Origin of the sequence: Pseudoalteromonas sp. NZS100_1, assembly GCF_015864285.1 — a bacterium.
Taxonomy (GTDB): Bacteria; Pseudomonadota; Gammaproteobacteria; order Enterobacterales; family Alteromonadaceae; genus Pseudoalteromonas; species Pseudoalteromonas arctica.
Map to the genome: position 1 here is coordinate 32518 of NZ_JADYXN010000018.1, position 25492 is coordinate 58009.

The window sequence follows — 25492 nt, forward strand, 5'->3', positions numbered from 1 at the left end:
CATTTGTTATATTTTGTTACAAACTTTTGTTTATTAATATCAGTTAATTAGCGTTGTACACTTAAATTTCGTCGCGAAGATGTGCGAAATTAAATTAATTTACGTACAGTCCAATTAAATTAACAAATATTAAAAGTCTCAAAATGAAATTAACGACCATCACCCTTGCGCTTAGCTTAGCGTTTGGCAGCCATGCATTTGCAGCCGATAAAAAAGACGAAAAAGAGCCAAAAACACTTAGCGAAATGATCAAAGGACAAACCGAATTTGCCGGTATATTTAGCCTTTATCAAGACGAAAAAACCGGTAAGCACCTTATGGTGATTAACGAGTCCCAACTTAATACGCCGTTTGTATATTTTGCGCACACTGTCGATGGCGTTACAGATGCAGGCCATTATCGTGGTTCGTACCGTGAAACTAAGTTAATTGAATTTAGAAAATACTTTGATCGTATCGATATCATTAGCAAAACACCTCACTACAAATTTGACGAAAACAGTGCAATTTCAAAAGCGAGTGATGCCAATATTAGTGAAGCGGTACTTGCGAGCATTAAAATAGAAAAAGAAGAAGACGGTAAAATAGCATTCAACGTAAATAAGTTATTTTTAAGCGAAGCACTTCATAAAGTATCACCTACGCCAAATCCAGCTGATAAAAACGCCAAAAAGCGCTTTAAAGTAGGCAAATTAGACGATAAAAAATCACGCATTATTAAACAGCGCCCATACCCTAATAATCTAGACGTGGTTGTTGATTACGTATTTACTAACCCAAGCCCAACGGTACGTGGCTCAAATGCAGTAAGCGACCCACGTAGCGTATCGGTAAAAGTTCAGCACTCGTTTGTTGCTTTACCTAGCAATAACTACGCACCACGTATGGATGATGCGCGCATTGGTTATTTTACAAATCAATTTGATCAAATGACATCTACCGATTGGGCACCTTATGAAGATGTTATAAAACGTTGGGATCTACAAAAGAAAGACCCTAGTGCAGCACTTTCAGAGCCAGTAAAACCAATTACTTGGTGGATAGAAAACACCACACCTATCCAATGGCGCGATACTATTCGTGACGCTGTTTTAACGTGGAATACTTCTTTTGAAAAAGCCGGTTTTAAAAATGCCTTAGAGGTAAAAGTACAACCAGATGATGCAGACTGGGATGCGGGCGATATTAATTACAACGTACTGCGTTGGACTTCGTCACCTAAGCCTCCATTTGGCGGATACGGACCAGCACTTGCTAACCCATTAACAGGCGAAATACTGGGCTCAGACATTATGCTTGAGTTTGTATTTATGAAAAACCGCTGGATTTATGACACACTTTTCACTCAAGGAACAATGAGCCACGGTGAAACAACAAATACCGGTGAGCTAAATTGCTCACTAGGGCATGAGATTCAACAAAATCTAATGCTTGCCAAAGGTCTTGCTAGCGGCGACAAAATTGAAGATAAAGAAATGCTTCGCCAAGGTCTAACGCAATTGGTACTTCACGAAGTTGGCCATACTTTAGGTCTTAACCACAATATGAAATCATCTATTTTGTGGGATGAAAAAGAAGTACACGACAAAAACAAAACCCAAGGCATAGTAACCGGTTCTGTTATGGATTATGCACCGGCTAACATTGCCCCAATTGGTATGCAGCAAGGTGATATTTTTCAAACAAAACCAGGTCCTTACGATGATTGGGCAATTAACTATGGCTACAGCGTAGCACTTGCAGATGAAGCTGCTGAGCAAGCTAGACTTGAAAAAATACTTGCTCGTTCAAGTGAACATGCCCTTGCCTTTGGTAACGATGCAGACGATATGCGCGCACCAGGTCGCCATATCGATCCACGTGTAATGATTGGTGATTTGTCGTCAAATCCTGCGGCCTATGGCGCAGATCGTATGGCGTTAATTAATAAATTATTTACTGAGCTAAAAGATAAAGCAACAGTTAAAGGTGAGTCTTACCAACAGCTTGTTACCTCTGCTAATAGCTTATTTGGTCAGTACAGAGCTCAAGCGGGTGTTGTTTCTCGCCAAATTGGTGGTGTGTACGTTGAGCGTGCTGTAGTGGGTGATGCAAACGCAGATAAACCATTTACACCGGTATCGCTTGAGCGTCAAACACAAGCGATGGATATACTCGCAAAGTTTGTATTTGCACCAGACGTACTACAAAACATGCAACCTCTATATAGCTACTTGCAACTGCAACGTCGTGGCTTTAATCACTTTGGTAAAAATGAAGACCCTAAAGCACACCAAATGATTTTAGGGATGCAAAAGTCTGTACTTGCACAGCTATTACACCCAGCGGTATTACTGCGTATTTCTGATACTGCTTTGTACGGTAATGAATATAGCCTAACTCAGTTTATGCAAGATTTAACCGCTAATATTTTTGTGAAAAGCAAAGACGCAAACTCTATTAGTCACAACTTACAAATTGAGTATGTTAACCAGCTAATCGCAATTGCAGGTCTTGGCAAAGCAAGTAAGTACGATAACTTAGCTAAAACAGCTGCGTTATATCAGCTAACTCAAATAGCCGATACCAGTATTGCTTGGGGTGCAGATACAGCAACTAAAGCGCATAAAAAATATATTGATCGCTTAATTGCAAAGGCACTAGAAGCGTAAAATATCTCTACTAATTGAGTAAACCAAGGCCACGTTTAACGTGGCCTTTTTTATCACTTAATTCACAGATCAAATATAAATAGTGCCTTTTAAATACCTTACAGCATGCCCCGTTAAGGTGACGGTTGTATCACCCACTTCACATAGTAAATACCCGCCTCTGCTTGAAGCCTGATAAGCGCTTAACGTAGTTTTACCCAATTGCTGCGCCCAGTAAGGTGCCAAGCCAGTATGAATAGAGCCTGTTACATAATCTTCGTCACCACCGCTTGCAGGCCAAAAATAACGAGATATAAAATCATATTCAGCACTTGCAGCAGTGGCCACTACATCAAGTGGATAAAGCGTTTTTAAAAGCTCTGAGCTAGTTTTTAATTCAAGTATTTGATCGGCGTTTTCATAAATAACAAAGTAGGCTTGGCGATTTTTAAGCACTTTACTCGGTTGTATAGACAGGCCGTCAAGCAGTTGCTGAGGCACATTTTGCACTTCAACCGGTGCTTGTTTTGGAAAGGTCATTGCAAAGCTACCATCAGCGTTTTTATTAACGATTAGCTCGCCCACCGCATCAGCAATAAAGCGAATTTGCGATATGTTATGCTCTTCACATAAAACATAGGCAGCCGCAAGTGTGGCGTGACCACAAAAATCGATTTCCATTAACGGCGAAAACCAACGAATAACAAAACTGCCATCGTCTTGCAGGTAGGTAAAAGCAGTTTCAGATACGTTATTCTCAGCGCCAATCTTTAGCATTAAATCGTCACTTAACCACGATTTTAGTGGGATCACTGCCGCATAGTTACCTTTGAATAACTCATTCGTAAACGCATCAATTTGATGAATAGCTAATTGCATTGTTTAAACTTTGTAATGATTAATAGCTTAAAACTGCCATACCTAAACTAAATTAGCACTTTTATTTTGGCTTTAAGCCATTACAGGCCGCATTCTATAATATTGCATACAACCAAATTGCACAGCATTGGTAAGCAACAGCATAATAAACATAAGTAAGTGCGCCGTGCTTGGAGCCGCTGTTGTAAGCTCAACAACTAAGCCGCAAATACCAGCAATAAACTGCAAGCTAAAGTAGCGCGCGCTTAAATTACTTACATTACCCGTACGCAATGTTTTATAAGTTTGCGGCATAACACGTACCGAACTCATCACAAGGCCAACATACGTTAAAGCGCTTAATACCGTTGCAGTATCAAGGCTTGAATTCAAAAGTAGTGAAAAAGGCAGTAACGAAAAACCTAGCATAGTAAACAACTGTACCCGTTCTCGTTTAGCTGCGTTATAACGTGCAAAAAAATACAAAATAAGTCCGCTTAACGCACCGGTTACAATAAATGGTAACGCAATATAAAAACGCTCAAAATAAATATTGTAGGTTATAAAATAAAGGCTTTGTGCTAACCCAAACGTCATCATCAATAGTGATAAACCTGAGACACTACGATTTTTTCGAATTTTGTTTAGTAATGGTAAAAAACTAAAAACCAAAATAAATGAAGACAATATAGGCAAATAATGCGCCAAAGCAACCTCGCTCGTTACATAAATGTTAATTAAAAGCAGAAATAAAAACATTTAATAAACATTTGTTTTAAAAGGCTTTTACTATGAGCGCGGCATTGTAGAGCCGCGTAAATTTAACTCAACTAAATAAGAAATTCTTGTTTTAGGTACTGGCAAGCTAGGTATACAAAAACCGTAGAATTAAGTTCACGGTTTACCGGTTTAATAGAAAGCCTCACCGCCAAACTATTAAATAAAAATGATAGTTGTTATCATGCGCAAGTCATTAACTGCTGTATATAAAACTACCTATGAGAAAAACTCTTTTTAAAATTCACAGTTGGATCGCTCTAATAGCTATCATTCCATTGATTGTTATTAGTATTACAGGGAGCGTATTAGTTTTTAAAAGTGAAATAGATGGCTTACTTATGCCAAGCAGCCACTTTGTTGTAAATGCACTGCCAGAGCGCATGCCAATCGACACGTTAATTGCCAAAACAGAGCATGCTTACCCTGAATATGTAGTAGGTAGTTGGGAAATATTTAACGATGATACAGCTGATCGGGTTTACTTAGTCAAACGCGGCACAGAGCAATGGTATAAGTTTCATTTAAACCAGTATACGGGTGACATTTTGTCTGAACCTGTTGGTACCAGCCATTATTTTACCGATTGGTTTTTAGAACTACATTACACTTTTTTACTGAACGACTTTAAAAACCTGCCAGGGCAAACAGGCACTGTACTAGGCTTCTTTTTTGCTCTGTTTTTATTGGTATTAGGTATTACTGGGCTTATTATTTATCGTAAATTTTGGCAGCGTCTATTTAGTGTGCGCTGGCGTGCAACACTGCAAATTGTACTTAGCGACATTCATAAAATGACGGGGGTTATAGGATCTCCCATCATTATTATTTTAGCTATCACAGGTGGCTACTTTAACTGGGCGGTGTGGTATCACGAAGTTATTGAACACGCAGATGAAGAGCACTTTGTACTAACCAAAAACCTACACAGTAGCGATATTTCGTTTCAACGCATACTTGATGACAGTAAAAAGCAAATACCCACTTTTAACGGCACGTTTTTAGTTATGCCACTCGAACCTGACGAAAATATTACTTTATTCGGCGAAGTCGATACCGCCAACCCACTTGCTAGTGAGTATGCCAATACGGTTAGCTATAACAAGCTAACAGGCGAGCACATAGCTAACTGGGATATTCGCGAAGTAGGCGTTGGCTGGCAGGTAATTGATAGCTTTAGAAAGCTTCATTTTGGCTACTTTGCAGGGCTAATAAGTAAAATACTGTGGTGCGTAATTGGTTTAAGCCCAGTGTGGCTAGCAGGTACTGGTTTTTACTTATGGTTTACTCGCCGAAAACGTAAAAAACAATCACAAAAAAACCGTTTAAATAAACGCCAAGTCACTAGGGCGTGTTGATCTTTGGTGGGTGAATTTGCAGCAGTATGTTTGGTTTTTAGGCAAGGCGGAGCCTATGTAGTGTGGTTATTCCCCATGAATAGGCGATAACGCAGCATAAATACCAAACATGCGCTGCCCTTTGGGTTCTTTCTAGGGACGATTGACTCTTTGTTGCTCGGTTTTTACTTAGCCCACTAGGTTACAAACCTCGCGCCGCGATTTAATCGCCCCTAGATTGAACAAATTTCAATCCACAAAGTTCAACATGCCCTAGCGTTTAAAAATAATAGCTTATGATTCATTTAATAATAAGCTATTTATAAATTATAAAAACAGCACTCTACATATTATTTATAGAAGAGAGTGCGCAATAATACTTAGTCATTTTGAGGGAGTAAACCTAACGCTAGTTGCATTAAAAACGTCTCATTTAGAACAACTAAATAACGAAATTTTTGCCTTACTATCGACAAGATTTTTCTGCCTAAAAAGAATTATTAATTAATCTTCGCACATCCAAAAAAATGTTATCGCCAGCCTTTTAGTATTTAAATCATCTCCAAAATACTCAGATGCACTGTGAACAATACTACCTTTAAATATAATTAAACGATTAAAGCGATTCTCAATATCTATGTCTTTATACCATGCGCTATATGGAAGGCTACTTACATTAAGTGCATCAACAAGGTTAGCATAAGGAGGATCGACAATATTTCCTCCTGCCGCTTCATTTGCATACTTTAAACGATAAAAAGAGGTACCGGCAGAGGTAATTGGATCAGGATTTAAATACAAAACAGCAGCGTATCTACATAAATAACGATTATCTACATGAGGCCTAGAAGCCCCTTCTTCAGCCCCCACTAAAATTGCAGTATTGGTATCAACTACAACCTTATTGGAATCAGCAACCCATAATTTATTTTTTTTGATAACTGACTTAACATATTTTTCTATTTTTTTAAGCTGTTTACTATTTAGAGCATTAGGAGTGCGCATTCCAGGCCAAAGTTCTTTGGTATACGGCTTACCGTACTTCCAAACCTCTTTTTTTAAACATGAAGAACGAATAGCCATTGCTTCTTCATGTTTAAAAAACTCATCAACAACCCAATAGTTACTACCTAGTTCTGGCTTTTCATACCTTAAACCAGGTGCGTCGGAGGGGACGCTTGGAAGTACAACGCTCTTGGGAACTTTCTGATGCTTAAATGACATTGTCAAAATACTTATTTTATTAAAACAGCTCAGAATATAACATTTACTTAACAGTCATTTAAAGTGAATAATAAAACTCTACTTAGCGCATACCCAAAGCTACTACCGTTATTTTGCCTACAGCTCTGTATTAGGGCTGAGGGCATAGTTTATTAGTGTTTCATTATAAAACTATGGTCACATTAGTATTTAAGCCAAAATTTTATACATCGTAAATTTAGCATTAGTCCATTTATAAAATTTTTAGAAAAAAAATCTATAACATTGATTAAAAACCCACCACATTGTAATGTAAAAATTAACAAAGGAGTGGGTTATGATATTTATCAAAATAGTTATTAGTATTACCTTTTTATTTTTAGTTGGATGTAACACAACCAAGGTTCTGCAAGTAGAACAACAAGTAGGGCTTGAACAACTATTAAACCATTCTTTGTTTAATAAACTCGACACACCTTCCGAGCACAGTATTTTTGAGTTACCGGATGCTGAAAAAGAAATGTTTTTAGCTTACGCCGAAAACCAAAAGCTATCCCAAATCCGTGATGACCGCATAATTTACAACTACCTCGAAAGCCAGATAGCTAACTTTAAATACCATGGCGATACACTTACTTCAGCTCAAACCCTAAAGCGTTCGCAAGGTAATTGCATTAGTTTAGCCATTTTAACGCAAAGCTACGCACAAGCTCTTGGGTTAGAAACAAGCTTTCAAGAAGTTACAAGTAAGCCCATATACGCAAAAGAAAATAATGTTGTTTATGTCGCTAATCACTTTAGAACAAAAGTATATGCTCCAAAAGTAGAGAAAAAAGATGATAATATAATTGAGTTTTTCAGAGCGGGCACCTTAATTGATTACTTCCCTACTCGTCGCAGTTTTTATTCAAGCAGCGCAGACTATAACGATTTAGTTTCTAAGTTTTACAGTAATTTAGCTGCAACAGCGCTAGCAGACAAACAGCTGGATATTGCTTACTCACTTATTCTACAAGCAAACAAATACACTCCCAATGATCCTGAATTATTTAATATAGCGGGCATTTTGCATCGTCGGGCTGGTGATTTACAAAGCGCTAAAAACATCTATCAAACAGCACTTAGTAATAATGAAATAAGCATTAATTTAATCAGCAACTATCAGCTTTTAGCTAAAAAATTAGGCGACAAAGAGCTTGTTAAGGAGCTCACCTCACAATTAGTTAATAAAGAAAAAGACCCATATGAATTACTAGTAATCGCTAAAAACGACTTACAAGCTGGCCACGCTCATCAGGCTAAAGCACACCTTGAGCAAGCTATTACTAAAGCGCCTTACATTGCTGAGTTATACTTGGAACTCGCAAAAGTTCGCTATCAACAAGGTAATATTAAACAAACACAAACCTTACTTGAGAAAGCAATTGAACTAGAACGTGATAATCAAAAACTCGATGTATATCAAGCTAAGTTACTGTCGTTACAAATGGACAAATAACTTAGCCAAACCGTGGTTAACTTTAAACGCTAAAGTGAATAATAAAAGCTCAGCCAAGCACGCATTTCATCTTCAAAACTGTCGCCTTCTACTCGCGACAGTCCCATATTAAACGTTAAATCGTTTACACCTGCTGGCCCCATTCCAAAACTAAAGTCACCTTGGTACTTTAAGCCGTAACTTTGTGCATATACGGTGTCGTCGAGTTGATGTTGCTTATAATAAAGCCACGGCATGCCTTCTTTAAAGCTAAAGCCGCCACCGTAGCCTTGATAGCGCTTTGCAGTTGCACTGTAAAAAGGCAGCTCAGATGAAAGTACATATTCACTATTTTGCTGCTGATTAATAAGATTTGAGCTAAAGCCACCTAATGCAAGGCTGCTGTCGTCGCGTTGCTTTTGATCAAAGTTTGCATAAAGAGGAATACCAAACGCTTTACCAAAAATTTTGGCGGCTAAATCATAACCTTGCCAATTATTACTTTTGCTACTGCCATCGTACCAACTCGCATAAATACTTTGGCCTATAGCAAAGTCTTGACGATCATATTGCCAATTTTGAGCAATACCTAAACGCGTCCAACTTTTATGGCTTTGCTTATAATCAGTGTAATTGTAGGCAAACTCTGGCATTAAACTTAACTGCCCAAATTTAACGGGGTAACTTATTGCGGCAAAACCACCACGGGCATCCATGTCTGCACTTAGACTTTGCTGAGACTGGCGCGATGTATCTAAATTGTAGTCAAACAGTGCAAGTTTCAGTTTTACATCAAGCGCATTATATTTTGCCTGCACATAACCACCGTGCAATGCCCCATCGTGTAAATCAGTGCTATAACCCGCTTGTAAGTCGAGCTGCTTTAATAAGTCGCTACTTTTAATGCTTAAATCTAACAAACTGGTAGAAGCCGAATAATATTGAGAGCCAATCGCGAAAGTAGCGTGCTGGTCGAGCACGTTGTAATTTGTTTGCTCTGTAGTTTCGTGCGTATATATTTTAGCTTTTGGAAGTGTATGTTCGTTTACTATTAGCAGCGGTGCTTTTTTGTTAGCTGCAAACTCAGTAACTACAGTGCTTTTTATAGCTTTTGGCAGTGTTTTTACATTTGGCCCATCTGCAGTTATCGAAAAATAGAGTAACGAGCCATCAGCCATTTCAATTGGGTGGGCAACGGCCTCTTGCCCTTGGGTTAACTTGGTGAGTGCTTTACTCTCTATGTTGTAGTTATAAATATCGGTAGCGCTATTTAAACCTGCAACAAAATAAAGTGACTCGCCATTATGGCTAAAGCTTGGCTGACTTAAATATTGATACCCGTTTGGCATAGGTACTGACAGCTGTTGTTCGCCGTTTATACCTTGTATATACAATTGCCAATTTTCATTTAATGACGTTGATAAATAAGCTAATTTAGTTTCATCAGGACTGAGTATTGGGTAATCGTAAGTTGTCTCAAGGCTTTTTGTAAATAATGGTGTGATGGTTTGCGTATTGAGATCAACCTTTACTAATTCAGAGTAGCCATCTCTTATTTGCTCGCCATACAAGGTTTCGCCGTTACTGGTTACGCTAAATCGTCGTATACCAGCAAGTTCGGTAAGTTGTGTAATATTTCCAGTGTCAGTGTTATAGCTAAATATGTCAGACACTTTGTTATAAATATCCGACTCTTCATTGCTGTACGCATTGAAATATAAAGTTGTGCTATTTACCCATTGAGGATTTGCAATACCGGCTCGGTTTATTTGATTAAGCACTTGCTTTTGTTCGCGCTTAAACACACTGGGCGCTGTATCGGGAATATCTTGTGCATCGTTTTCGAGTAGCTCTTTTTGCGCTTTAGTAAACTCTTCTTGCGCTTTAATGTTGTCATCCGTGCTATAAATTATAAGCTTGGTATTACTCTCTTTATCTCGCTCAACAATCGCAATTTTACTACCATCTTTTGAAAGTACTGGGTTACTTGCATATAAGTTAAGCTCAAGCCAAAGTTCACTATTAAGTAACGACTCCCCTTGCTCTATTTGCATTGCTTTATAGGTATATTCAGCTATAAATCGGCGATATAGCTTGGCTGCACTTTGCCCAAACACACCGCTAAATGCCTCATCAAAATCACGCGTTTTTACGCCTTGCATTCGCGTCCAAACACTATCGAGTGTTTGTTCTGAATAGTTTTTCTCTAACCAATTTAAAAAGCGACTACCCATTAAGTAAGCCATAGAGCCCGCCATAAAGTTGCCCTCCATTGCACTTAACTGGCTATAACTTGGTAAAGCACCTTGCTGAGCAAATTCAATCAACATCGACTCAGAATAGTTATCAAATAACCGCCCTCGCCCTGTCATTTTTGATTCAATCAATGTGGCATAACCTTCGGCTACCCAGCGTGGTGTATTGCTATAGGTTAAATCGTACAAGTCCCATATACCACGCATTTTTTGCTGCCAATCGTTACGTGTAGGCTGTGCTAAATGCACTAAGTGAATATATTCATGCAACACAAGCAACTGCTGCCAGCCAGAACTGTTTGATATAACTGTGTCGGATTGTGGTGGGGTTGTAAAAAGTGCCATTACAGGGTTACTTGAGGTAGGTAGCGCAAAGCCGTTTGCTGCATTTAGGGGATCAAACACCACTACATCAACTGTTTTATCAAGTGCTCGGTTTTGCTGCTCAAGCACTTTGGTGCGTACTATTTCAAGCTCTGTTGCAGTTGATTTAGCAAAATCAGCATGCTCAACACTGTAGTGAATATTAAAATGTTCGGTATGAATAGTTTGCCAATCGGCTGCAAAGCTTGGTGCTGCTAGTAATAAAGCCGATGCGATAAGTGTTTTTTTCATGAGTGTCCCTAAAAGAATTCCTTAATACCATCTAGGGTATTATTAAATGTCTTTCAGGGGCAGTAAGAAAGTGTAATAAAGCATGTGCAAATGTGTATTTACACATGCCTTATTTTTTTAATGAAGAGGTATTACATCCAGCTGCGAGTATCTGACTCAATCTGCTTAATTGTAAAATCGATAATAAAGTCAGCGTCTTGCTGCTTTATGTAGGGCATAAATGCAAAGCCTGAAGCAAGTTGTATGTATAAGCTTTTTAAGCCTGATTTGCGCATTAAGTACGTACTTATACTGCGTGCACTTTGCGCTTTATAAAGCTCAAAAACACGGTAATGAACGCCAATCAACCCTTTGCGTACAACCATGTAAAATCGACCATTATCCTCATGCATGTAATAACCATAACGCTGATACGATAAGGTTACCAAGCCAGAAAACACCACCAAAACACCAAGGCTAATCAAAGTGTTAATATCGGCAATAAAACAAAAGCCAAACACTAGCGCACTGGGTAACAATGAATAAAAGCCTAAATTTTTATACAAAAGCGCTCGCTCTGCGCGCTTAAAAGCGAGTTTTTTACTGTTAAACCACGGGTAAATCCATTGGCATACGCTATCAACTTGTTCGCTATTTAATACAGGTAACACTAAGGTTTGTTTATTTTGTTTAGCCGCAACACCTGCAACTAAACCACCGCTACTTGCTTGCAAACACTCCACAGTAAATCGCTTTAGTAATCGGCCCATTAAGTTTTGCTTTATAACAATAGATTGCACTTTATCCATGCTCATCGAAAGCTGATGGCGCTCTAACAAGCCTGCAATACGTTTAAATTTTTGACCTTTAAAGTAAAGCTCAAAATTATAAAAACGAATAAGCGACATAGTCACCGATAGCATCACCGCTACCAAAACTAGCAAAACAATTAAGGTGATCATCGCAAAGGTAGCAGCACTTGCCAGCATGCCAAGCTCTTGCTGATAAAAGCCTTCTACTTTAGCAATAATTTGCTTCTCTAAAAAATCAACAATCAGGTTTATAAAAGGGGCAAAAGCAGCGATTGCTAAAATAGCCATATTCGACATTAAACCAAATTTGGCTATTTCTTTATTGCTAATGCTTAGGCTATTTTCAATAGTATCTACTTCGCTTTGCTCAGTGCTTTGTATTTCTTCTTGTTGCTGCGCTTTAAAAGCAAATATTTGTTTACGCATTTGCTGTGCGTAGTCTTTAGTGACGCCGGGTAAAACAACTTCTTGCGACACACTGCCTGCAGCATCAAAAATACAATTAACTAAGTTTACGGGGGTAAAATAAAATGGCTCGGCAATATTAACATTTTGTACGCGGCCAAATTTAAGCGTAAGTCGCTCTTTTTTAAATACGCCTTTGTTAAGCAATATTTCGTTATCGCTACTAATACAAAACTTAAAATTTAAATAATATAAAAATGAGTAAACAAGCAACGAAATCAGCGCAATACCACCTGCAACTTGCGCCCAAAATAATTTATTTTCTACTTGAGTAACAAACACGACAAGCATAGGCAGTAAGTTTAAAAGGCCATCTTTTACAAAGCGCACACTAAAATGCACAACAAAATATAAAAGCGCCCAAGACGATACTTTTTGCCAATCACTTGAGCTAGTTTGCTCTTCAATAATACTATTACTCATCAACTAAAACCGCCTGAGGAGCCGTATCGTCTTGACGGTAGTTCTGTACAAATTGGCGCATATTTTTACAATCATCATGGGTTAACCCACTAATTTGTAAATCGGCACTTACGCCGCCTGCGCTAAATAATTTGATGCTCGCAAGGCTAAGCTTTCGCTCTATTGGCCCCTGATGTATTTCCATATGTTGTACTCGCGCTAAAGGCAATACCGTTACTTGTTGCCAAATAACGCCTTTTTTAAAAGCAATATCGTGGTTTCGTACCGCAAAACCTTGCAGCCTTATGCTAACCATGTTGTACAACATGGATACAGCTACTAAAACGGGCATACCAATTAGCAAGTAAGTTTGCGCTCTCTCTGCAAAAGCTTCGTTAAAATAACAAACCGCAATAAGTACCCCAATTAACGGAATATAAAATGTAAGCCAGTTAAGCTGAGTATGTAATAAGGCCTTGTCAGCTAAAGGCTTAAAGCTAATGGCGGTGTGCGCTGGTAAATCCATTATTTGTTGATTGTTAAACACAATTGCATCCTATCGGGATTATTAATTAACCCAGCTAATGGTGGTTACTAATGTATGACTTTGCTTTGGCTCAAGCGTTACTTTATCTGTCAGTACATTAGCAGCCTCTAGGCAGAGCATTGTTTTATACTCATCATCAGCAAAGTTAGATAAGCGTTTGGATTTTTCTATCCATGGATTCCACAGTACACATGAGTTTGAATTTTCACGGATCACATTAATAACACCTTCTGGCGTATTAATAGTTTGTACTGCACTTGCTTGTGTATAAATCATGTCGGTTTCGCGCTCAAAACTTACAACGTCATTTTGCACAAATGGCCCTTCACTAAACTCAATATATTGCGCGCCTTGCAAACCATCAACATGGGTATTTGTAATGTCTGATGTAGGAAAATAGGTATGCAGCGCTTGAGTAAAGCTAAATGGCGTATTTCCTAAGTTAGTCGTAGTTAAGCGAACCTGTAACTTATCACTTAATATAAACTCCACTTTTAATGCTGACTGATGCGGCCAATACGTTGTATTAACTAGCTTCATAGGTAACTTTAAACTAACCGTAATTTGCTCATCAGATTCGTGTACTTCATCGGCTTGCCACACGCTTGTGCGCGCAAAACCATGAGCAGGCCAGCCATCATTAGCGTGTGTACCAAACCACGGCCAACAAACAGGAATACCACCTCGAATACTTGCCCCTTCTTGATAGGTTTCTTCTTGCGATACCCAAATAAGCGGCTCATTATTTTTAGGGGTAAATTGGGTAATTTGCCCACCTTGCAAGAATATTTTTGCATCGCACTTTGCACTAGCTACTTTAATAAACTCAAGACCGGTTTCGCTTTGCTCAATGCTAACTGATGGCGATAATTTCATACCTTCCCCTATAATACTGATACTAAAGATTTTTAATATTTGTGCAGAAACAATAATGCATGCTTAAAGTATACGCTATTGATATTAAATATTGATTGCTGAATTTGTTCATTGCCGATTAATACATATACAGTAAACTCACAAACAATTACTTTGTACTAACAGCTGTAAATGAATAATACTAAAGTCTATACAATAAGACTTGCCAATTATTCACAACATACGTACTGTGCGCAACTTAATGCACACAAGATGCTAAGAAAATTTACTATAATTTAAACAATATAATTTTACATTAGTTACTGCTCTAACTATTAAAAACCAACAAAAGCGGCCTAATGTGCAATATATTGTTTGAATTCAATTTATTTGATGTGTAACATTTCGCGATTACGGCAAACTACCGCCCCATCGATGAGATAAGCAAATGCAAAAATATGACGAGTTATTGGTTTCTTTACGTAAAGTGATCCGCGCGATTGACTTACATTCTAAGCAGCTAAATAAAACTTCGGGTTTAACTGGCCCACAATTGCTTATAATGCAAGAAGTTAAAAAAACCGATGGGATAACGGCGAGCCGTATTGCTCAAAACGTAAATTTAAGCCCAGCAACGGTCACCAATATTCTCGACAGAATAGAAAGCAGAAACTTAGTAACACGCGTACGCAGTCAAATGGATAAACGCAGAGTGAGCTTATACCTCACCGAGAAAGGAAAAGAGTTACTTGATAAAGCACCTCAGCCATTGCAAGAACACTTTATTGAAAAGTTTTCTGCGCTTGCTGAGTGGGAACAGAGCCTTTTACTCTCATCAATGCAGCGTGTAGCCGCGATGATGGATGCAGATAAATTAGATGCATCGCCCCTTCTAGAAGTTGGTGCACTTACTCAAGCTCCTAAAGAATAAACAATAAAAAAAATACATAGTTTTGTACTTACTCTAAACGTAAGGCGTTTTTTGACGTCTTGAATTTTTTATTTTTTAATCACAAGCAGAGCGGCTATTATGACTAAACTCTCAAAATTAACACTAGCACTAGTCCTAGGTGGTGTTACAAGCACTTCTTATGCGTCTGATGATCTAGACACACTACAAAGCCAACTTAAACAGCTAAAGCAACAAATGCAATTGCTTGAAAATAAGTTAGCTGATGAAAAAACAAAACAACAGCAAATTAATAAGCAGCATGAACAACAAGTTGCAAACATCAGTAAAAAATCTGATCAAAAAGTAGTTGAAGTTGCCGCAGCTGAACCTGAGAAAAAAGATGAAGGCATTAAAGTTGGTGGAGCAATACGCTTTAATTACAGCACCAACACATACGATGAAGATACCCAAGATCGCGGTGGCGATTTTGATTTTGATATTTTCCGTATAAATGTATCTGGTGAGATTAACGATATTTCACTTAACGGCGAAATACGTTTTTACGATTACATGACCGTTGTTAAGTATGCTTACTTAGGTTACGAGTTTGCAGATGGCTGGGAAGGACAAGCAGGTATTGCACCCGTGCCTTTTGGTAATGGCCCATACAACTCACACAGCTACTTTTTCAGTACTAATTATTACGTAGGTCTAGAAGACGATTTTGATTTAGGTGTAGTAGTAAAACGTAAACTTAAAGATAACTGGAAACTAGACCTAGGCTTTTTCAAAAATGATGAGCTAGGTGGTATAGACGGTGGCTCTTCAGATATTAACCATCGTTACTCTTACGACATTATTGGTAGTCGCTCAGCAGAGGAAGGTACATACGATGCACCAGGCTCTCGCATAGGCGAATACAATACGTTTGCCGGGCGTGCAACATACCAAATTGAGCACAGCAAAAATATAACTACCGATGTGGGTGTATCATTATTAAGTGGTGGTTTACATGACGGTAACGATCGTGCAGGTAACTACGGTGCATGGGCATTTCATGTTGATAGCACAATTAACAACTGGAATATCCAATTTCAACACGGTGAATACGACTACGATCTAGACGACAGCAGCGACCGCTTTGTTGTTGGTGCGTATGCGTATTATGACACTGTATCTAGCGAAGCAACTATGACTAACTTTAACGTTGCTTATAATTACTCGCTTGATTGGGGCCCAGTTACCGACATTCAATTTTACAACGATTACGGCATTATTTATGACAAGTCTGACGATAGCGCAGATACATGGATGAACGTAACGGGTATGAGTGTTGCTGCAGGTGGTTTCTTTAGTTACTTCGACTTTATTCAAGCACGTAACCAGCCATTTATTGGCGGAACAATTATTGGTGATGGCGATACAGAACGTCGCTTCAACATAAATATTGGTTACTACTTCTAAACTGTTAACCGCATTTATTTTTAAAAGGGCAAACTTAGTTTGCCCTTTTTTATTGATTTTAAGCTTCGAATTAATAGCTATTTAGCCTACAATTAGAGATACCATAACACGCCTAAAAAGAGCCTAAGTGAATATAAAAGCAGTGTTTATTTGTTATAAAAACTTATGGTTTAAAGCGCTTGGCTTAATACTTGTAGCCTTGGGCATTATTGGCATTGTGTTACCGGTCATGCCTACCACTATATTTTTTATTTTAGCGCTCACCTGCTTTACTCGCTCATCACCCGCGCTTGAACAATGGCTGTTAAACCACCCTCGTTACGGTGTAACTCTGCAGCAATGGCAAGCCCATAAAGTAGTGCCTGTTAAAGCCAAATGCTACGCCGCCATTGGCATGTTAATTGGATTTATATTTTTACTGTATTCAGCCGCCCCTATTTGGGTTATTTATCTCGTTGCAGTAATAGAAGTATCGGTAATGATTTACCTTATTTTAAGACCCTCCAGCCCCCCTAAGCATTAAATATTCATTTTTTACCTGCATACCACCTTTGTTTTAAAGTTTTTATGTAAAGATAAGTAAGTAGATTTGTAATAGCTAATGCAAATCATTATCATGTTGTAAATTTAATTTATTTACTGTTTTTATGTCGTTTATTAATAAGCGGGCTTTGTATAGTACAAGCCGAGCTCTACATATTTATATTTCTACAGCTTTGTTTTTTTTGCTTATTTTATTTTGTGTTAGCGGCATTGTGCTCAACCATATTGATTGGCTTAAAAACGACAAAAATAACGGCCAAGTAACGGCGGTAATTCCAGCTGAGCTAGTTACCAAAGCAAATGAGCAGCTAAATACCTTGCCAACGCTTTACCCAGAAATAGAAGCTTACTTAGCCGAGCAATATGCACTTACAAAAGTAAAAAGCATTGAGTGGGAAAAAGAAGACGCGCTTGTCATGCTCGACTACCCACTGCCTGCAGGGTTTGCCTACGCAGAGCTTGATTTTACAACTGGCGAGTTAAACCTTGATTACCAAACAGGTGGCTTTTTAAGCCTCATTGGCGACTTACATAAAGGCCGCCACAGCGGTGAAGTATGGAGTTGGGTAATTGATATATCTGCCGTACTAATGATTTTATTTGCCATCACCGGCATGATTATTTTGTTTCAAAATAGAAAAAAACGCTTAGCAGGAATATGGATAACCTTACTAGGAGTCGCAACTCCACTGGTTATTTATTTATGTTGGGTTCCACAAATAAAAGGAGTGTCTTAATGGTTAAATTTAAATTATTTATAAGCGCCGCATTACTGCTTGTAGCTGCGTTTTTTCAAACAACGGCGCATGCGCAAACACCACAGCTAGAGGTTGAATTAACGCTTCCCGACTTAGAAGTACAACCGTATCACCGTCCATACGTTGCAGTTTGGCTTGAAACACCAGAGCGCAAACACGTTACAACGCTTGCACTTTGGGTACAAAAAGCAGAATGGTTTAAAGACTTACGCCAATGGTGGCGTAAAGCCGGTAAAAGCGATGCCAACTTTGATGGCATTAGCGGCGCAACCAAGCGCGCGGGTACTTACACCATAAACTGGCAAGGTAATGATTTAGACGGTAACCCAGTAAAACCAGGTAAATACTTACTAAATATTGAAGTTGTACGCGAAGAAGGCGGCAGAGACTACACCCGTGTTGAGCTTGATTTAACTAAATCAGGCAAGCTGACAATTGATGGTAAAAACGAGTTTTCTAAAAGCTTCGTCACTGTAAGCACTAAGTAGCTGCTACTTAATCATTTAAATTTAAGGAAATACAATGAAAATTAATTTATTAAAAACGGCATTAATCGGCGCATTGAGCTTATCTGCTTTAGTGTCAACTTCGGCAAGTGCACACGGACGTTGGTTACTACCTTCGCACACATCTTTATCAGGCGATAAAGCGCATTACGTAATGATTGACGCAAGTATTTCAAACGAAATTTTTGCACCAGACAAAGCCTTTAAACCTAAAGAAAAAGGCGCCGAGTACGACGACACATTATTAATGGCACTTGCGCCTAATGGTGAGCCAGTATCTGAAACCATCCGTGCTTATTACTTAAAACGTAAAAGCTCAGCTGCGGTAAGCTTAACAGAGCAAGGCACTTATCACATTGCAATGACCCAAAAGCCAATGTACATGACCTTCTATAAAAACGAAGAAGGTAAGCGCAAGCGTGTATTTGGTAAGAAAACAGACGCCGAGTTACCTAGCAATGCAAAAGATGTAACTACAACGAAGGTTGTTTCAACAGTAGATACATTTGTAAGCCGAAATGGCACCTCAAAGCCTGCCCTATTAGGTTTAGGCTTAGAGCTTAGCGGTCCAACGCATCCAAACGATTTATTTGTAGGTGAACAAGCACGTTTTCAGTTACTACAAGATGGTAAATCTGCTGGTGAAGGCGTTGAAGTAAGTATTTTAAAAGGCGACACACGCTACCGTAACGACCGTGGCGAAGTAAAAGTAACGACCGATAAAGAAGGTATGTTTACAATTACGTGGAAAGAACCAGGCCTATACCTAATCGAAACTTCTAACAAGGTTACCGTAAATGAAGAAGGCGTAGATGCAGGACGTTATGCATTATTTACAACGCTTGAAGTTGCCCCTGAATAATTTAAATCACTAAATTTAAAAAATTGAAAGGCCAAGCATTTGCTTGGCCTTTTTACGTCTTACTAACTTTTATCTAAAATTCCCTTGAATTCGCAACCATTCGACACAAGATTGCAACTACAACGATCCAAACGCCTATATCGCGCGTAAACAGTGATCTTATGTGTTAACAACTTAGAATATCTTAGATAGTTTTTATCTTTGCACTAGGGTAGTCGCTTCTATATGATGCGCTCCTTTTCGACTAGCAGCTCTTGGGGAACAATTAATGACTTTTAAGCGTTTATCTGCAAATAAACTCGCACTTAGCTTGGCCGTTACCACTGCACTTAGCACACCTTACTCTATGGCCGTTGCCGCAGAGCAAGATAATCAAGCAGAAAAGAATATCGAAGTAATTTCGGTTACCGGTACTCGCAGAAGCCTACGCAGTATTGCCGAAAGTACGGTACCCGTAGACATTATTACCAGCGGTGATATGCAAAGTACCGGTCAGCTAGAAATAAGCCAAATACTAGCAAACCAAGTACCTAGCTTTAACTACCCAAGTGCCACTATGGGTGATGGTACTGACCATGCAAAACCTGCTGTTTTACGTGGTTTAGCACCCGATCACACATTAGTGCTTATTAATGGTAAGCGCCGCCACGCTGGTGCGCTATTAAACTTAGCGGGTGTTGTTGGCCGAGGCTCTACAGCTGTTGATTTAAACATGATTCCAACTTCAGCCATTAAACGTGTTGAAGTACTACGCGATGGTGCGGCCGCACAGTACGGTTCTGATGCAATTGCTGGGGTAATTAACATTGTACTTAAAGATGCCTCAGAAGGCGGTAGCGTAAGCGTAACGTACGGTAAATACGATACACAAATGGCTGGCGTATCTCAGCTAGAAAGCACCTACGCAGATGCAAACGGTAACCTTGCATTTAATACCGGCGGCGATAGAGAAGTAAACGACGGCGCAACACGCACTGTTAGTGCAAACTCTGGCTTTTCGTTATCTGATAACGGCTTTGTAAACGTATCCATTGAGTACCGCGATAACGACTCAACTCAACGCTCAGGCTTTGACCCACGCGAACAATACAGTCGCCTTGATGATGGCAGCCTAGACCCACGCGAATTTACTATCGATCGTTACAACCACCGCTTTGGTAAAGCAGACCTTGAAGATTACGCGTTGTTTTACAACATGGGTTACGATTTAGATAACGGCTTAAACCTTTATTCATTTGGTAGCTACTCAAAGCGTGAAGGTAATTCAGGTGGTTTTTACCGCCGAGCAAAAGACAGCCGTAACGTTTTAGAAGTGTACCCAGATGGCTTTTTACCGCAAATTGAAACAGACGTACAAGACTACTCATTTGCATTGGGCTTACAAGGCGAAACTAACGACTGGACATGGGATGTAAGTACCAACTACGGCCGCAACGACTTTGGTTTCGGTGTTGTAAATAGTATTAATACATCACTAGGTGCCGACAGCCCAACCGAATTTGACAACGGTGCATTGGTTTACGATCAGTTTTTAGTAAACGCAACGGCCAATACCACTCTCGATTTAGGCTTACCTGATGACGTATTTTTTACCGTAGGTACTGAATACCGCCACGAAAGCTACAAAATAGAACAAGGCGAAGAAGCCTCTTATATTACTGCGCTAGATAGCGACGGCAACCCAATTGCTGCCGGCGGCGCACAAGTACTATCTGGTTTTGGTCCTGAGAGCGTAACTGACGAAAGCCGCCATAACGTTGCCCTCTTTGTTGAATTTGACACCTACTTAACAGAAAAATGGAATGTTGTTTTAGCGAGTCGTTACGAAGATTACAGCGACTTTGGCGATACGTTCACGTCAAAACTAGCAACACGTTACAGCCTAACCGATAATCTATCGTTACGTGGTGCGCTAAGTACAGGCTTTCGCGCGCCGTCTTTAGCACAAAGCTCATATCGTCAAATTTCAACTGTGCTTGAAAACAATCAACCATTTGAAGTTGGCTTGTTTCCAAGTGACGCGCCAGCAGCACAAGCATTGGGCGCAAAAGAGCTAGATGCAGAAGATTCTGTAAACTTAACAGCAGGCTTTGTATACACTCAAGGTAACTTTAGCCTTACGGTTGATGCATACCGTATTGATATTGATGATCGTGTTGTTTTATCTGAAAATTTATCGGGTGAAGCTGTACAACAAATTTTAGCCGATGCGGGTGAGTTAAATACCGAAAGCGTACGCTACTTTACCAACGCGATTGACTCACGTACACAGGGTATAGATATAGTTGCAACGTACACGCTTGAATTAGATAACCTAGGCGATTTACGTTTAAATGCAGCCGCTAACTTTAACGACACCGAAGTTACTCATGTTGACGACAACCCAGAGCAGCTTAACTCTTTAGGTGATGACTACGTAGTGTTTGCTCGTCGCGAAGTGGGTCGTTTTGAAGAAGGTACACCTGATAGCAAGTGGAACTTATCTGCTGTTTGGAACTTTAACGAATGGCAAACAACACTGCGCGCAACACGTTACGGTGAAGTTGCAGATATTTCTACAACAAGTGATCGCGATGAATACCTAGATGCAAAATGGATAACCGATCTAGAAGTTGCTTATCGTCCTAATGATGAATGGAAATTTGCATTAGGCGCTAATAACTTATTCGATCAGTACCCGCAAGCTACAGTAAATAACATTGGTTACTCTGATTTCGGTCAGATTTTCCCGTATACGCCGTATGCACCATACGGTTTAGATGGTCGATTTTTATATGGCAACATCACCTACAGTTTTTAATTTATACTTAAATTAAATGAGTTAAATAAAGATCCGATATGGCATGCCCTATCGGATTTTTTATATTTAAAAAACAGCAATAAATATAACCACCCTAGCTATAATCAAACAAACTACAAAAAACACTTTCGTCACAAACTATTAATTTTTTATTATCATTTAATGTATTGTTTGTTTTATATGATAAATTGATTATCAGGCAAAGTTCGTTACTAGCGAGTCATCAAATAAAACAACTTAAAATGCCTATAATTAAACTTAGCACGCATAAATACCGTCTTTCTCTGGAGTGAAGTATGAGCTATAAAAACTGGTCAATATCAAAACAAATTGGTGCGCTTGCATTCACTTTAACGCTATGTGTATTTAGTTTAGTTGGGCTATCTACCTATTTAATTTCGGCTAATACACTTTCTGAAAAAAGTGAAACAGCAATAAAATCTGAAATAACGGCTATTTCAGATCTTTTAGAACTTCAATACGACAGCCTGCTGGCAATAGCAAAGCGTAATGCCACTGTATTTAAAGGTATGTACCCTGGTGAATTTAAAAAAAGCGATCAAAAGGTATTGGTCGTAGATACTATGGTGCCCGTTCTTTTACATGATAACGAACAAGTTAATAACAATATCGATATTGTTGAAAATTACGCTAAATTAACCGGAGGTAACGCCACGGTATTTATGCGAGATGGGGATGATTTTTTTCGTATTACTACCTCTTTAAAAAAGAGTGATGGACAACGCGCTATTGGTACTTACCTAGGAAAAAACCACCCAGGCTATCAACCTCTTATGAACGGTCAAAGCTATGAAGGCTATGCTAAATTATTCGGTAACGAATACATGACTGTTTACCAACCAATTAAAAATAAACAAAACCAAGTAATTGGTATTTTATACATAGGTTTTAATATAAACGACGCACTGGCATCTCTTAGAGGGTCTGTTAATAAAATAGTAATTGAAGAAAGCGGTAACTTATTTGTTTTCAGAAATACAAATGATGTAGTTATAGCAGGGAAAGAAGCCGCAGTTGACTCAAAAGTGAACTCCAAAGCGCTTGATGGACTTAATCTAGAGGCAATTAAAAAAGGTCAGTCATTAAAATATAATAGTGAAAATAACACCCCTATGTTTGCTTACAGCAAAACAGTACCTGGGTGGGATTGGACCTTACTTGGTCGTGTAAAAGAAAGCGAACTCACTGAAGAGAGCATAAAGCTAATGGTAGTTAACAGCATAACGTCTGTTGGGGGTATTCTTGCTATCTCAATTTTACTATTTTGGGTGCTAGTAAAAACACTTAACCCATTAAGACAATTAACACGTAGCGTTGATGCATTAGGTAAAGGTGATTTGTCACAACATTTTGTAAATACCAATACAAATAGTGAAAATGAAATAGACCTAATTACCGCGAGTGTAAGTAGCATGTCGGTTGAGCTAAAAAAACTAATACTCGCTTTACAAGATTCAGTAATTGAACTGGAAAACCAAGCAGGCACTTCTAAAGAGCACGCCCTCACTAATGGTAAAGAAGCGCATGCAATGATGGGGCAAACAGACCAAATAGCCACCGCCATCGAAGAAATGTCAGTATCAATTAAAGATGTAGCCAATAACGCAAATGAAGGCGCTCAACGAACCCAACAAGTAGATGCAGAAGCTCAATTAGGTCGTACACAATTAACCCAAGTTGTTAATGACTTAATGCAGCTAAGCCAGCAGCTAAATGATAGCCATAACTCTGTTGAAAAAGTAAACACAGCAAGTAACGAAATAAGTAAAGTAACTGAAGTCATTAATGGTATTGCTGAGCAAACTAACTTACTAGCACTTAATGCCGCTATAGAAGCAGCAAGAGCAGGCGAACAAGGTAGAGGTTTTGCAGTTGTTGCCGATGAAGTGAGAACCTTAGCGCAGCGTACACAAAAATCAATTTTAGAAATTAGCCAAACAATTGAGCAACTACAAATACAAGTTACCGCCGCAACTAAACAAATGGAACAAAGCCGCCAGTTGGGTATTAAATCAGCTGAAGAAGGTGAAAAAACCGGAGAGCAACTTAACTTTATCACTCAAAGTATTGGCGATCTAACGCGCTCATCAAACAATATAGCTGAGGCAACAGATCAACAAAGCACCGTTGCTGCAGAAATCACTCAAAATTTACATTCTATAAGCCAGCTCGCTAAAGAAGGTGAGTCTCGCACGCAAAGCACTGTAAATTCGGCAAGTGAATTAATGACATTGGCTGAAAAAATCAAACAGCAAATAAGCTACTTTAGAGCACATTAATACAATGGTTAAAGCCACTTAATAAAAAAGGATGCACTTCGCATCCTTTTTTATTATTTATCAAAATTTGGTTTTTTTAACTACTTTTTGATTATTTTTATTTTCATAAAAAATAAAACCCAATATAAAACAAAGGATTAACTTTTTGTCTCCTTTTTGCTCTATTGTACTCATACTAAATTCAAACAATAAAGATCAAAGGATTAAATATGAGTTCATCAACAGTCTCTCGCATTACAAAACCACTTTCGCTAATTAGCGGTATTTTATTATTAAGTGGTTGTGTGTTTCACATATCGCCAAGCGTGGCGTCTGTAAAACAAACACAACAGCTCACATTGCCTAGCAACAATCTTGAGTATTTAAATGTTTTAAGTGGCGCAGGCAACCTTGAAATAAAAGGCTCACAAACAGCCACCAGCATTCGTGTTGATGCCACTATTTACACAGCCGATATTGAAGATGAGTACGAGCTAACACTAGAGCAAGACGGTAAACAGGCAAAGCTTGTTGCTCAAAATAAAAGTCGTAATGGTATTAGCTTTTACAGTGGTCAATCACCACATATTGATTTAGTTGTTACCGTACCAAGTAATCTTAATTTAGATATTGATGATGGCTCTGGCGACATTGTTATAAGTGCAATGCAAAGCAATATGAATGTAAAAGACGGCTCGGGGGACTTAACTATAAGCGGTGCTAAAAACCTAACTATTGACGATGGATCTGGTGAAGTAAACCTTGAAAACATCGCAGGTAATGTAGAACTAACCGACGGCTCTGGCAGCATTCATATAAATAATGTAAGCGGCAATGCAATTATTGAAGATGGTTCAGGCGAAATGCACGTAAGTAATGTAAACGGTTCGCTAAACGTTGAAGATGGCTCGGGTGATATAGTAATAAGCCATATAAACGGAGCTGTTAATGTAGATGATAATTCTGGCGACATGCTTATTGAGCATATTGGCTCAAGCGTCACTATCGAAGACGGTTCGGGCGACATTCGTGTTAATCACGCCAAAGGACTCACTATTACTGAGTCAGGCTCGGGCGATGTAAGTATCGATAATATTAGCGGTTCAGTAAAAGTCGCTGATTAGGGCGTGTTGATCTTTGTGGATTGAAATTTGTTCAATCTAGGGGCGATTAAAT

Annotated in this window: 19 protein-coding genes; 12 read left to right on the forward strand and 7 right to left on the reverse strand. The window is 38.9% G+C overall.

Features of this window, described 5'->3' with window-relative positions; all coding sequences use genetic code 11:
• Positions 1 to 143 precede the first annotated feature (143 nt).
• The gene (locus I6F66_RS12915) at positions 144 to 2651 is read left to right on the forward strand and encodes a zinc-dependent metalloprotease (protein ID WP_197209341.1); all 2508 of its coding nucleotides are present in this window, start codon (positions 144 to 146) and stop codon (positions 2649 to 2651) included.
• A 69-nt stretch (positions 2652 to 2720) separates the two neighbouring features.
• On the opposite strand, the gene I6F66_RS12920 is transcribed toward I6F66_RS12915, so the two are convergent.
• Positions 2721 to 3509, reverse strand: coding sequence for a PhzF family phenazine biosynthesis protein (locus tag I6F66_RS12920; protein WP_197209342.1), 789 nt, complete (start codon positions 3507 to 3509; stop codon positions 2721 to 2723).
• A gap of 72 nt (positions 3510 to 3581) precedes the next feature.
• Entirely contained in the window at positions 3582 to 4196 is a 615-nt protein-coding gene (locus I6F66_RS12925) for a PQ-loop repeat-containing protein (protein WP_033012533.1), read from the reverse strand.
• Between the two features lie 290 nt (positions 4197 to 4486).
• On the opposite strand from I6F66_RS12925, the gene I6F66_RS12930 reads away from it, so the two are divergent.
• Positions 4487 to 5623 (forward strand): PepSY domain-containing protein, encoded by a 1137-nt coding sequence (locus I6F66_RS12930; RefSeq protein WP_197161092.1) that lies wholly within the window; start codon positions 4487 to 4489, stop codon positions 5621 to 5623.
• A gap of 483 nt (positions 5624 to 6106) precedes the next feature.
• On the opposite strand, the gene I6F66_RS12935 is transcribed toward I6F66_RS12930, so the two are convergent.
• Positions 6107 to 6826: a DUF6445 family protein gene (locus I6F66_RS12935; protein WP_007580474.1), complete on the reverse strand. Its 720-nt coding sequence runs from the start codon at positions 6824 to 6826 to the stop codon at positions 6107 to 6109.
• A gap of 316 nt (positions 6827 to 7142) precedes the next feature.
• Between I6F66_RS12935 and I6F66_RS12940 the strand changes: the two genes are divergently transcribed.
• Complete coding sequence (locus I6F66_RS12940) at positions 7143 to 8303, forward strand: lipopolysaccharide assembly protein LapB (protein ID WP_197209343.1); 1161 nt, start codon at positions 7143 to 7145, stop codon at positions 8301 to 8303.
• 29 nt (positions 8304 to 8332) lie between these two features.
• Here the strand turns inward: I6F66_RS12940 and I6F66_RS12945 are convergent, their stop codons facing one another.
• From I6F66_RS12945 to I6F66_RS12960, 4 genes are all read right to left on the reverse strand, one after another.
• Positions 8333 to 11152 carry a PD40 domain-containing protein gene (locus tag I6F66_RS12945; protein WP_197209344.1) on the reverse strand — a complete coding sequence of 940 codons (2820 nt, stop codon included), beginning with the start codon at positions 11150 to 11152 and terminating at the stop codon, positions 8333 to 8335.
• 131 nt (positions 11153 to 11283) lie between these two features.
• Positions 11284 to 12831: a PH domain-containing protein gene (locus tag I6F66_RS12950; protein ID WP_197209345.1), complete on the reverse strand. Its 1548-nt coding sequence runs from the start codon at positions 12829 to 12831 to the stop codon at positions 11284 to 11286.
• The gene (locus I6F66_RS12955) at positions 12824 to 13357 is read right to left on the reverse strand and encodes a PH domain-containing protein (RefSeq protein WP_165740438.1); all 534 of its coding nucleotides are present in this window, start codon (positions 13355 to 13357) and stop codon (positions 12824 to 12826) included. Before I6F66_RS12955 ends, I6F66_RS12950 begins: the two co-directional genes overlap by 8 nt.
• A 21-nt stretch (positions 13358 to 13378) precedes the next feature.
• Positions 13379 to 14233: a D-hexose-6-phosphate mutarotase gene (locus tag I6F66_RS12960; protein WP_165740441.1), complete on the reverse strand. Its 855-nt coding sequence runs from the start codon at positions 14231 to 14233 to the stop codon at positions 13379 to 13381.
• Between the two features lie 427 nt (positions 14234 to 14660).
• On the opposite strand from I6F66_RS12960, the gene I6F66_RS12965 reads away from it, so the two are divergent.
• From I6F66_RS12965 to I6F66_RS13005, 9 genes are all read left to right on the forward strand, one after another.
• Entirely contained in the window at positions 14661 to 15143 is a 483-nt protein-coding gene (locus tag I6F66_RS12965; protein WP_010554531.1) for a MarR family winged helix-turn-helix transcriptional regulator, read from the forward strand.
• 99 nt (positions 15144 to 15242) lie between these two features.
• A complete protein-coding gene (locus tag I6F66_RS12970) occupies positions 15243 to 16568 on the forward strand; it encodes a hypothetical protein (protein ID WP_007580455.1) in 1326 nt (441 codons plus the stop codon).
• Positions 16569 to 16695: 127 nt separating this feature from the next.
• The gene (locus tag I6F66_RS12975) at positions 16696 to 17091 is read left to right on the forward strand and encodes a YbaN family protein (RefSeq protein WP_007580453.1); all 396 of its coding nucleotides are present in this window, start codon (positions 16696 to 16698) and stop codon (positions 17089 to 17091) included.
• A 124-nt stretch (positions 17092 to 17215) separates the two neighbouring features.
• Positions 17216 to 17848 carry a PepSY-associated TM helix domain-containing protein gene (locus tag I6F66_RS12980; protein WP_007580451.1) on the forward strand — a complete coding sequence of 211 codons (633 nt, stop codon included), beginning with the start codon at positions 17216 to 17218 and terminating at the stop codon, positions 17846 to 17848.
• Positions 17848 to 18357: a DUF2271 domain-containing protein gene (locus I6F66_RS12985; protein ID WP_024589611.1), complete on the forward strand. Its 510-nt coding sequence runs from the start codon at positions 17848 to 17850 to the stop codon at positions 18355 to 18357. Before I6F66_RS12980 ends, I6F66_RS12985 begins: the two co-directional genes overlap by 1 nt.
• A 34-nt stretch (positions 18358 to 18391) precedes the next feature.
• Positions 18392 to 19237, forward strand: a complete 846-nt coding sequence (locus I6F66_RS12990) for a DUF4198 domain-containing protein (RefSeq protein ID WP_165729368.1) — start codon at positions 18392 to 18394, stop codon at positions 19235 to 19237.
• Between the two features lie 268 nt (positions 19238 to 19505).
• Positions 19506 to 22037, forward strand: coding sequence for a TonB-dependent siderophore receptor (locus I6F66_RS12995; RefSeq protein WP_165740443.1), 2532 nt, complete (start codon positions 19506 to 19508; stop codon positions 22035 to 22037).
• A gap of 296 nt (positions 22038 to 22333) precedes the next feature.
• Positions 22334 to 24337: a methyl-accepting chemotaxis protein gene (locus I6F66_RS13000; RefSeq protein WP_197161082.1), complete on the forward strand. Its 2004-nt coding sequence runs from the start codon at positions 22334 to 22336 to the stop codon at positions 24335 to 24337.
• Between the two features lie 209 nt (positions 24338 to 24546).
• A complete protein-coding gene (locus I6F66_RS13005; protein ID WP_197209346.1) occupies positions 24547 to 25440 on the forward strand; it encodes a hypothetical protein in 894 nt (297 codons plus the stop codon).
• Positions 25441 to 25492: the final 52 nt, after the last annotated feature.